A 10,477-nucleotide genomic window follows, 5' to 3' on the forward strand; every position below is an offset into this window, starting at 1 on the left:
CTGTGTCTGATTTTTAATATAAAAACACTTCTCGTTTGGTTTGGCAAAATCCTACTGTGCTTTTGTCGCCGGTAAAACAAATTGACTTAACCGGCAGTTTTTTATTGACGGAATAAAATTAATGTGATAGCATATTTATCATATTAATACTTTAAATAACTAAAGCGTCTGGAGGGGCTGCATATGACATCCAGTGATATGGAATACTTAACGATTGCCTTGCCCAAAGGCAAACTGTTTGAGCCTTCGGTTAAATTGCTGGCTGAGTTGGGCTATACGGCGGAAGGCTTAAGCGAAAACTCACGTAAACTTGTCATCGTAAATGAAACCAAAAAAATAAAGTTTATCATCACCAAAACGGCTGATTTACCGACTTATGTGGAATATGGCGCCGCTGATATCGGAATTATCGGGAAAGATGTATTGCTCGAAGAAGCAAAGCATGTATATGAATTGGTTGATTTGAAATTTGGCTATTGCCGTCTCATGGTGGCTGTGCCGCAGGCGTTAAAACAGGAAAAATTCAGTGATTACGCTCATATGCGAGTAGCGACGAAATATCCCAATATTGCGGAACGCTTTTTTCATAGTATGGGAATTCAGGTGGAAATTATTAAATTAAACGGATCAATCGAGCTGGCGCCGATGGTCGGGCTGGCGGAAATGATTGTTGACATTGTAGAAACCGGCCGTACGTTAAAGGAAAATCAATTGATCGAAGTGGCGCAGATCGAACCGGCAACGGCGCGCTTTATCGCCAACCGGGTCAGCTTTAAGATGAAATTTGACCGCATTAATCAATTGACCAAAGACTTGCAGGAACTGGTCACGAGAGGTGGCGTAAAGTGAAAACTGTATTTGCCGGGGAGCTGAGTAACGCAGAGCTGGAGGCATTGTTAAAAAAGCCTGCCTTTGATACGGTGGAATTAGGTGAAAAAGCCAAGGCGCGGATTGCCGCTGCCTTTGGCGAGGAACTGACTGCCGCTCAGGTGGTGGAACGAATTGTTGGCGATATTCGGGCGAAGGGCGACCAAGCGCTGCTTGCCTATACGGAGAAAATTGACGGAGTCAGGCTGGATGCGCAGGATTTGGAAGTTAAGGCAGCGGAGATTGACGCTGCTTACCGGCAAGTGGATGCCGATGTTCTGGCTTCCCTGCGCAAAGCCATAGAAAATGTTCGCTCGTTCCATGCCGAGCAGTTGCCGAAAACCTGGCTGACTACCCGCGAATATGGTTCGATGCTTGGCCAAAAGTGCATCCCTTTGGAACGGGTTGGGGTGTATGTTCCCGGCGGCACGGCGGCCTATCCTTCTTCGGTGGTTATGAATGCCGTACCGGCGGCAGTGGCCGGAGTCAAAGAAATTATCATGGTTGTGCCGCCTGCCCGGGATGGCAGTGTTAACCCTCTGTATCTGATAGCCGCCCGGGAGGCCGGTGTCACCCGGATTTTTAAAGCCGGCGGAGCACAGGCTATTGCGGCACTGGCTTTTGGTACGGCCACCGTACCCAAGGTGGATAAGATTACCGGTCCGGGCAATATTTTTGTAACCCTGGCGAAGAAAGCCGTTTATGGCTACTGTGATATTGATATGCTGGCCGGCCCCAGCGAAATTCTGATTGTTGCCGATCAGACGGCTGATCCGCAATATATTGCGGCGGATATGCTCAGTCAGGCTGAGCATGATGTACTGGCCTCCAGCATCGTCATTACCGACAGCCGCACACTGGCCGATGCGGTGCGGCAGGCCGTAGAGGCTCAGTTGGAATTGCTGCCGCGCAAGGAAATTGCAGCACTGGCGCTAGAACGAAACGGGTTGATTATTGTGACCGATACGCTCCAGGCAGCGATGGACTTGGCTAATCTATCGGCGCCGGAGCACCTGGAGATCATTACGGCCGAACCTTTTCGCCTGTTGCCTTATGTGAGGCATGCTGGCGCGGTGTTTTTGGGAGCTTATTCACCGGAACCGCTGGGGGATTACTTTGCCGGACCTAACCATGTGTTGCCAACCGGCGGGACAGCCCGTTTCTATTCGGTGCTTAACGTAGAAACCTTTATGAAAAAAACCAGTATTATTTCCTATACACCGGAGGCGCTGGCGGCGGTCAGCGCGGACATTATCCGGCTGGCTGAGGCCGAGGGACTGACTGCCCATGCCCGGGCGATTCAGGTTCGATCATAAGACAGGGGAGCTATTTAGGAGGAATGGACAGATGCAGCGCGCAGCAACCGTATCACGTAAAACACTGGAAACCGATATTACCGTCAGTGTTCAGCTTGACGGTTCGGGTATAACCGATATTGCCACAGGCATTGGCTTTTTCGATCATATGCTGACACTATGGGCTAGGCACGGCTTATTTGATTTGACGGTACGCATGCAGGGAGATTTGTATGTGGACGGACACCATTCGGTAGAAGATGCCGGCATTGTATTAGGGCAGGCTTTACTCAAGGCCCTGGGGGATAGAGCCGGCATCAAGCGTTATGGAACGGTGTTTGTTCCTATGGATGAGGCGTTGGCCATGGTTTCGCTGGATATCAGCGGCAGGCCTTACCTGGTTTTTGAAGGAGAACCGCCGTCGGTTAAAATCGGTGAATTTGACAGCGAACTGCTGGAAGAATTCCTGAGGGCTTTGGCCGTGCATGCCGGTTTAACCTTGCATGTAAGGATTTTGTACGGCAAAAACGCTCATCATATGGTAGAAGCTGTGTTTAAGGCTCTGGGGAGGGCTTTGGATGAGGCAACCCGGAAGGATGAACGGATTGTAGGAGTCATGTCCACCAAAGGGATGCTATAAGAGGAGGCGCGAAGATGATCGCAATCATAGATTACGGAATGGGAAATCTCTTTAGTGTGGAAAAAGCATTCGTTAAGTTGGGCGCCCATGTCACCGTGTCTGGTGATCCCCGGGTTATCGCAGCGGCAGATAAGGTTGTTCTGCCTGGTGTAGGGGCTTTTGGCGACTGTATGCATAATTTGCAGCAGCATGGCATGGTTGAGGTGATTCGTTCCGTGGCTGCCAGCGGCATACCGCTGCTGGGAATCTGCCTGGGCCTTCAGGTATTGTTTCAGGGCAGTGAAGAAAATCCCGGCGTAGCCGGTCTGGGGATTTTTCCGGGTATGGTCCGTAAAATACAGGCTCCGGGCATGAAAATTCCGCAAATGGGCTGGAATAGTCTGGCGTACCGTACGCCGAGCTTTTTATTTTCTGGTCTTGACGAGGTTTCCTATACTTATTTTGTTCATAGTTTCCATGCCGTGCCGGCAGACCCGACGCTGATTACCGCGGTGACTGAATACGGCGGTCCGGTGACTGCTGCCGTGGGGCGTGGCAATGTGCAGGCCGTTCAGTTTCATCCGGAAAAATCCAGTCGTACCGGACTTAGCATATTGCAGAATTTTGTTGCCCACAATGGTTGAATCGGACAGGGTTGTTGATAAAAGGAGAGATGCTTATGCTTATTTTTCCGGCGATTGATATTCGTGGCGGGAAATGTGTACGTTTAACGGAGGGGCGGTTTGACCGGGAGACTGTGTTTGCCGATCAACCGGTTGATATGGCGCTGCGTTGGGTACGCGAAGGAGCGGAATATTTGCACGTAGTCGATTTAGACGGCGCTTTAGAGGGAAAAGCCGTAAATCTGGATCTTGTTGCGGCGATTGTCAAGGCGGTGGATATTCCGGTGCAGTTAGGCGGCGGCATTCGCACGCTTGATTATATGGAGACTCTTTTTGATAAAGGTGTGGCCAGGGTAATTTTGGGTTCCATTGCCGTCCGGCAGCCGGACCTGGTAAAAGAAGCCTGCCGGTTATATAGCGACCGTGTTGTTGTTGGTATTGACGCGCGGGACGGACAGGTAGCTGTAGAAGGCTGGGGTGTTACCGGCGGCATCCAGGCGGAGGAACTGGCGAAGCGAATGGCCGCCGTTGGCGTGGCGCGGATTATTTATACCGATATATCCCGCGACGGCACACTGTCCGGGGTGAATGTGCCGTCGACCTGCTCGCTGGCTAAGGCGGCGGGGATTCCGGTCATTGCTTCCGGCGGCGTAAGCGGCCTGGCGGATATTGCTGCCGTAAAAGAAGCCGAAGCGGCAGGCGTGGAAGGCGTCATTGTCGGCAAGGCTATTTACACAGGCAAGCTGAGCTTGGCGGAAGCGTTAAAAGTCGCGCGGGGAGAGTGAACGCATGTATACAAAGAGAATCATTCCCTGTCTGGATGTGAAGGACGGCCGGGTGGTTAAAGGAACCAATTTTGTGCAATTGCGCGATGCCGGCGACCCGGTGGAACTGGCCGGCATTTATGATAAGGAAATAGCCGATGAATTGGTATTTCTGGACATTACTGCTTCCCACGAGGAACGTAACACCATGGTGCAGGTCGTTGAGAATACGGCGTCGCAGGTATTCATCCCCTTTACTGTGGGTGGCGGCATCAGAACGGTAGAAGACATTCGACGAATGCTGAAGGCCGGCGCCGACAAAGTATCACTCAACACGGCGGCCATTAAAAATCCCGGCTTGATTGAGGAAGGAGCAAAACGTTTCGGCAGCCAGTGCATCGTGCTGGCGGTGGATGCCAGACAGACCGGACCGGATGCCTGGGAAGTATTTATCAACGGCGGGCGTACGCCGACCGGGATTGATGCTTTGGAATGGGTTAAACAGGCAGTCGCACTGGGAGCCGGAGAAATTCTGTTGACCAGCATGGATAAAGACGGAACCAAGGATGGCTATGATATTGCCTTGACCAGAGCGGTGTCGCTGGCCGTTGATGTGCCCGTCATCGCTTCCGGCGGCGCCGGCGAGCTGGAGCATTTTTATGAAGTGCTTACCGCCGGGCGGGCCGATGCCGTGCTGGCTGCTTCCGTTTTTCACTATGGACAGTTTACTGTGCGTCAGGTGAAGGAATATTTGAAATCCAGGGGTGTGGAGGTACGATTATGATCGACATTACGATGATTCGTTTTAATGAGCAGGGACTGGTGCCGGCTATTATTCAGGATGTAGCCACTAATGAGGTTCTGATGCTGGCCTATATGAATCAGGAAGCGCTTGAAAAAACGCTGGCCACCGGTGTCACCTGGTTTTACAGCCGCAGCCGGAACCGTTTGTGGCAAAAGGGGGAAACTTCGGGGCATATTCAAACCGTTAAGGATATTTATTATGACTGCGATGCCGATACCTTGCTGATTAAAGCGGAGCAAACAGGCGCCGCCTGTCATGAGGGAACCTATTCCTGCTTTAGCCGGAAGCTGGGCGGCACGGCAGAGATGAAAGCGCTGGTTGATGCAAGCAAGGTATACGGACAATCGGTTTCCACTGTTTTGCATGAGTTGTACGGGGTTATTATGGACCGGAAAGAAAATCCGAAGGAAGGCTCGTACACCAACTATCTTTTCACTAAAGGGCAGGATAAAATCCTGAAAAAGGTCGGCGAAGAGAGCGCGGAAACCATTATTGCCTCCAAAAATAACAGTAAAGAGGAAATTCTGTACGAGATGGCCGACTTGTGGTACCATTGCCTGGTGCTGCTGGGCTATCACAATATTGGCCCCAGCGAATTATTGGCGGAACTGCAAAAAAGAAGAAAATAACAGACCTTTGGGTGCGGCTTCGACGAAAGCCGCACTTATTTTCTTTTTGACGGATAAGCGTCCCGATGAGAGGAAATTAAGCGCAGCCGTCGAAGATATATAGCTCATGGTGGCTGCGCCGCGATTATTTAGCTGGAAAATGACCTGTTTCCAAACAGCTTATTATCGACGATATTTTTGCAAAATAGGTTGATAATAAGAATGGAGACGGAGGTGGAAGTTTGTATATTATAAAAAAAGCCGTTATTAAGCATAAAAGCGGGCTCCATGCCAGAGTTGCCGCGATGGTTGTGCAAAAATCCTATGAAATAAAGAACAAATATAACGTACCGTTATATTTGCACTGCCCAGGCCGGGAGAAAGTGACTGCCAGCAGTTTGATGCTGATTGTATCGCTGCGGATTAAGGTGGGCGATATTGTTCAAGTATCGGGCGAGGGGGCTTTGGCTGAGGCGGCAGTGAATGAAATGGTCGGTTTTCTGGAGAGCGATTTTCAGATTGCCGATTTTCGCACGTTTACGCAAGTGGACAACCTGATTCATGAAAACACCTTTACGGCAGAACAGGTGTTTAGCTGCATGGCCAATGGTCTGGTGGTTACCGATGAAAACGATATTATCACTATTTTTAACCCGGCGGCTGAAAAAATCATGGGAATTGCCGCGGTGGAGGCAATCGGCAATTCGGTGTGTGAGATCATACCCGGTTCCCGGATGCATATTGTCAATAAAAAGATGGAACCTGAATTGGGCTGTCGCCAATTGATCGGCAATTCCATCATTGTGACCAACCGCAGCCCGATTATCGTCAATGGCCAGTCAAAGGGTGTAGTCGCCATTTTTGAAGATATTTCGGCGATGGAAAAGACGGCGGGAGAGCTGCGGGAAGTCAAACAGTTAAAAGAAAAGCTGCAGTTGGTCCTGGAGTCGGTGCATGACGGTATCTGCGTATTGGACAAAGACGGCTATATTACCTATGTCAACCCGTCTTATTTGCGGATTGTCGGTGAAGCGAGAGAAGATCTTGTCAATCACAGCATTGAAATCATATCGCCCAAGGGGGCCCGCAACAAGGTGCTTAACACCGGGGAACAGGTATTGGGCAGCATTAGTACCAAGCAAAATGGTGTCACTATTGTGGCTAATGTAAATCCTATTGTCGTGGACGGCGAAGTGGACGGTGCTGTTTCGATTGTTAAGGATGTTTCCGAGGTACAGGGGCTGGTGGAAAAATTAAATCGCGTTTCAGCCAGAGCCGAATATTTGGAACAGGAGCTATGGCGTATTAAAAGACCGGCCCGTGCTTTTGCCAAATTTATTGGCCGCAGCGGCAAAGCCCTCGATGCTCTGGCGGTTGCTGCCAAAGCGGCGGAAGGGCTGGCTACGGTGTTGATCCGCGGGGAAAGCGGCACCGGTAAGGAACTCGTGGCGGAGGGCATTCATTGTGCCAGCATCAGGGCCGGAGGACCTTTTATCCGGGTGAATTGTGCGGCTATACCGGCCACTTTGCTGGAAAGCGAACTGTTTGGTCATGAACGGGGCGCTTTCACCGGTGCCATAAAAAAGAAACTTGGGAAGTTTGAACTGGCCCATAAAGGCACTATCTTTTTGGATGAAATCGGTGAAATGGAAAAAAACATGCAGGCCAAGTTGCTGCGTGTCATTCAGGAGAAGGAAATTGGCCGGGTAGGTGGCGAAGATATCTTTAAGGTGGATGTCAGGATTATTGCGGCGACCAACCGGAATTTGGAGGAGATGGTGGCTGCCGGTGAGTTCCGGGAAGATTTATATTACCGCCTGAACGTCATCCCCATTCTTTTGCCGTCACTGCGGGAGCGTAAGGAAGATATTCCTATGTTGATTGAACATTTTATTGATAAAATAAATGGTGAAATCAACAAAGAAATAAAAGGAATTAGACAGGATGCACTGGAGGTGTTGCTACAGTATCGATGGCCAGGCAACGTACGGGAACTGGAAAATATCATTGAACGAGCCATAACCTTAACCGATGGCAAATACATAGAAAGCCGTGACCTTCCTATCTATTTGCGGGAAAATGTTTCATCAGCCACAACTTTAATCGACCATACCTTTTCCCAGGAAAGCATACTTCCCTGGGAGGAATACGAGAAGCAGATTATTCAAATGGCCTTAAGAAAGTATGGAAGTTACAATGCCGCTGCTAAGGCACTGGGGCTTACTCACAAAACGGTAGCCGCTAAAGCCCAAAAATATGGAATTGAAAAGAATATTCTTTGGGAGAAAAAGGGGTAACCTAGTAAAAAGTATCAACAAAGGAAAAAAGAGTTGATACTTTTTACCAAGAGGGCGGTGCGCTGTCAGCAAAACCTTTGTGAGAACTGGGGTCGTGCGATTGGCATGGTTTTTGCATATGAATATTGAGGTGATGAATTGGGGAAAGTGTAACCAAGGATTCTCCCCGTATGCTTATCGCTAATAATAAATGAAAAGATAAAAGGAGAATGATCATTATGGTACAAGCAAAAATGACAATTAACAACCCTGCAGGACTGCATGCAAGACCAGCTGCACAATTCGTAAAAACTTCCTCCAGCTTCAAAAGCAAAGTAAAAATCGAAGCAAACAGCAAAACTGCCGATGGCAAAAGCATTCTGTCCGTAATGGCTATGGGCGTAACCAAAGGAACTACGATCAATGTATCGGTAGACGGTCCGGATGAAAAAGAATGTCTGGCTGCATTGAAGAAATTGGTTGACAGCAATTTCGGCGAATAATCATCCTTGGAATGCTAAATTAATGTTTGAAAGGCAGGTCTGGTTGTGGCTAAAGTTTTACATGGTAAAGGGGTAGTAACGGGCGTTGCAGTAGGTCAAGTAAAAATATTAACAACGGATTTGACAGCTTATCTTGACAGCTATAATGCAGGTACGCCTGCTGAAGAAATTGAAAAATTAAAAGCTTCCATAGTAATTGCAACAGAGGAAATACAAAAGATTGTTGATAAAGCGCATAAAGCCGGCGAGGAAAACCAAGCCGCTATTATGGAAGCACATATTCAAATATTGAATGATCCTGTGTTTGAAACCAGTATTTTTGACCGGATTGAGAAATCCATGTCAGCGCCGCGGGCGATGCTGGCTGCCGGGGAAGAATACGCATCGATGTTTGAGTCGATGAATAATGAGTACTTTAAAGAACGGGCAGCCGATGTCCGTGACGTCAGCAAGCGGGTTGTCCGGCACATTCTCGGGATTAAAGGCGTAGAGTTCGGTGATGAACCGATTATTTTATGTGCCGCCGAAATCGAACCGTCCGTTATGGCCGACATTCCGATTGAGAAAGTGCAAGGGGTTATTCTAGGCACAGGCAGTACGACTTCTCATGCAGTTATTATCGCTAAGTCCCGCGGCTTGGTTACCGTGGTAGGTTTGGCTGAGTTCCTCGGTGATATCACCGATGGTGAACAGATTATTCTTGACGGCTATTCCGGTGAGGTTATTCTTTCGCCTGAGCAGGAACGCCTGTCCGAATATAAAACCATGTTGGAAGAACAGCAGGAACAACGGCGTCGTGACCTTGAAAATGTTAAGCTTCCGGCAGTTACGACCGATGGTGTCAAAGTACAGTTGGCGGCTAACATTGGCGGTCCGGCTGATATGGATAACGCCTTGAAATTCGGTTGTGAAGGGATCGGCTTGTTTCGTACTGAGTTCCTGTTCATGGGTCGTGAAAACATTCCGACCGAAGAAGAACAATTTAACGCATACAAGCAAGTTGCTGAAAAATGCGGCGAACACATTTGCGTTATTCGCACCATGGATATCGGTGGCGACAAACCGTTGCCCTATCTTCAGGTAGAAGAGGAAGAAAATCCGTTCCTGGGCTACCGGGCATTGCGTATCAGTCTGCAGCGTCCTGATGTGTTTATTCCGCAGCTAAAAGCTTTATTGCGGGCTGCCATATATGGTCAGATTGCCATTATGTTACCGATGGTTATCGGTATCGGTGAAATTCGCAAGGCCAAAGCGTTTCTTGAACAAGCCAAGGAAGAGCTGAGAAAAGAAGGCAAAGAGTTTGCCGACAACGTGCCGGTGGGCATTATGATTGAAACTCCCGCAGCGGCTGTTACAGCCGATTTGCTGGCTAAGGAATGCGACTTCTTCAGTATTGGTACCAATGATTTGGTTCAATATACCCTGGCTGTTGACCGTGGCAATGTGCAGGTAAGTCCGCTGTATAATCAATTCCATCCGGCAGTATTAAAACTGATTGCCAACACCATTAAGGCTGCCCATGATCATGGCATTTGGGCCGGCATGTGCGGCGAAATGGCTGGTGACCCGCTGGCAACCGCTTTATTGGTAGCTATGGGCATGGATGAATTGAGCATGAGCGCTCCGGCTATACCACGTGTTAAAGAAATCGTCCGGAAGCTTTCGTCGGAACAGTGCAAACAAACTCTTGACGAAGTTTTGGCGATGAACGATGCTGATGAAGTAAGAGATTATCTTAGAAAGAAATTCACGGTAAAACATAAATAATTATCTATGCAAACAGAGAAGTCATTGCATTTGCAATGACTTCTTTTCTTTTGCGTAAGCGAATACCACATGCTATGCATGTGGTTCCAAAAAGCTTATAGCTATACGTCGAAAAAAACAGCCTCTTTTGTTAGAATAAATGCAGATTTGCCGACCGCATAACTCTAAACAAAGGAGGCGCATCCAATGGATGATACTAAGAGTTTAGCACATAGTAAATGGCGGTGCAAATATCAGTATTTGCACCAAAATATCGTAGACAGGTGATATATGGAAAAATAAAAGCGGATATAGGAGTGATCCTAAGGAAGCTGTGTGAGTACAAAGGTGTGGAAATTTTAGAAGCTAAC

General features: G+C 48.6%; 10 protein-coding genes and 1 pseudogene. All 11 read left to right on the forward strand.

What is annotated here, in order from left to right:
- Nucleotides 1-183: 183 nt before the first annotated feature.
- Complete coding sequence (gene hisG, locus F3H20_RS03210) at nt 184-849, forward strand: ATP phosphoribosyltransferase (RefSeq protein WP_149733523.1); 666 nt, start codon at nt 184-186, stop codon at nt 847-849.
- Entirely contained in the window at nt 846-2,183 is a 1,338-nt protein-coding gene (gene hisD / locus F3H20_RS03215; RefSeq protein ID WP_149733524.1) for a histidinol dehydrogenase, read from the forward strand. The genes hisG and hisD overlap by 4 nt, the downstream gene beginning before the upstream one ends.
- 31 nt (nt 2,184-2,214) lie before the next feature.
- Nucleotides 2,215-2,802 carry an imidazoleglycerol-phosphate dehydratase HisB gene (gene hisB / locus F3H20_RS03220; RefSeq protein WP_149733525.1) on the forward strand — a complete coding sequence of 196 codons (588 nt, stop codon included), beginning with the start codon at nt 2,215-2,217 and terminating at the stop codon, nt 2,800-2,802.
- Between the two features lie 14 nt (nt 2,803-2,816).
- Nucleotides 2,817-3,425 carry an imidazole glycerol phosphate synthase subunit HisH gene (hisH, locus tag F3H20_RS03225; RefSeq protein ID WP_149733526.1) on the forward strand — a complete coding sequence of 203 codons (609 nt, stop codon included), beginning with the start codon at nt 2,817-2,819 and terminating at the stop codon, nt 3,423-3,425.
- A 35-nt stretch (nt 3,426-3,460) separates the two neighbouring features.
- On the forward strand, nt 3,461-4,189 hold the full coding sequence (gene hisA / locus F3H20_RS03230; protein WP_149733527.1) for a 1-(5-phosphoribosyl)-5-[(5-phosphoribosylamino)methylideneamino]imidazole-4-carboxamide isomerase: 729 nt from the start codon (nt 3,461-3,463) through the stop codon (nt 4,187-4,189).
- 4 nt (nt 4,190-4,193) lie between these two features.
- Complete coding sequence (hisF, locus tag F3H20_RS03235; protein WP_091745164.1) at nt 4,194-4,952, forward strand: imidazole glycerol phosphate synthase subunit HisF; 759 nt, start codon at nt 4,194-4,196, stop codon at nt 4,950-4,952.
- Entirely contained in the window at nt 4,949-5,602 is a 654-nt protein-coding gene (hisIE, locus tag F3H20_RS03240; protein WP_149733528.1) for a bifunctional phosphoribosyl-AMP cyclohydrolase/phosphoribosyl-ATP diphosphatase HisIE, read from the forward strand. The genes hisF and hisIE overlap by 4 nt, the downstream gene beginning before the upstream one ends.
- Nucleotides 5,603-5,823: 221 nt before the next feature.
- Nucleotides 5,824-7,878: a sigma 54-interacting transcriptional regulator gene (locus F3H20_RS03245; RefSeq protein ID WP_149733529.1), complete on the forward strand. Its 2,055-nt coding sequence runs from the start codon at nt 5,824-5,826 to the stop codon at nt 7,876-7,878.
- A gap of 218 nt (nt 7,879-8,096) precedes the next feature.
- Nucleotides 8,097-8,360 (forward strand): HPr family phosphocarrier protein, encoded by a 264-nt coding sequence (locus F3H20_RS03250; RefSeq protein WP_091745158.1) that lies wholly within the window; start codon nt 8,097-8,099, stop codon nt 8,358-8,360.
- Nucleotides 8,361-8,405: 45 nt separating this feature from the next.
- Nucleotides 8,406-10,127, forward strand: coding sequence for a phosphoenolpyruvate--protein phosphotransferase (ptsP, locus tag F3H20_RS03255; protein WP_149733530.1), 1,722 nt, complete (start codon nt 8,406-8,408; stop codon nt 10,125-10,127).
- A gap of 186 nt (nt 10,128-10,313) precedes the next feature.
- A pseudogene (locus F3H20_RS03260) lies at nt 10,314-10,477 on the forward strand (transposase); the annotation flags it as partial.

The sequence above is a fragment of the Propionispora hippei DSM 15287 genome (assembly GCF_900141835.1).
Classification (GTDB): domain Bacteria; phylum Bacillota; class Negativicutes; order Propionisporales; family Propionisporaceae; genus Propionispora; species Propionispora hippei.

Coding starts and splice junctions, on each gene's coding strand:
- hisG (WP_149733523.1), top strand. CDS start 184: ATGACATCCAGTGATATGGAATACTTAACGATTGCCTTGCCCAAAGGC.
- hisB (WP_149733525.1), top strand. CDS start 2,215: ATGCAGCGCGCAGCAACCGTATCACGTAAAACACTGGAAACCGATATT.
- hisH (WP_149733526.1), top strand. CDS start 2,817: ATGATCGCAATCATAGATTACGGAATGGGAAATCTCTTTAGTGTGGAA.
- hisA (WP_149733527.1), top strand. CDS start 3,461: ATGCTTATTTTTCCGGCGATTGATATTCGTGGCGGGAAATGTGTACGT.
- hisF (WP_091745164.1), top strand. CDS start 4,194: ATGTATACAAAGAGAATCATTCCCTGTCTGGATGTGAAGGACGGCCGG.
- hisIE (WP_149733528.1), top strand. CDS start 4,949: ATGATCGACATTACGATGATTCGTTTTAATGAGCAGGGACTGGTGCCG.
- F3H20_RS03250 (WP_091745158.1), top strand. CDS start 8,097: ATGGTACAAGCAAAAATGACAATTAACAACCCTGCAGGACTGCATGCA.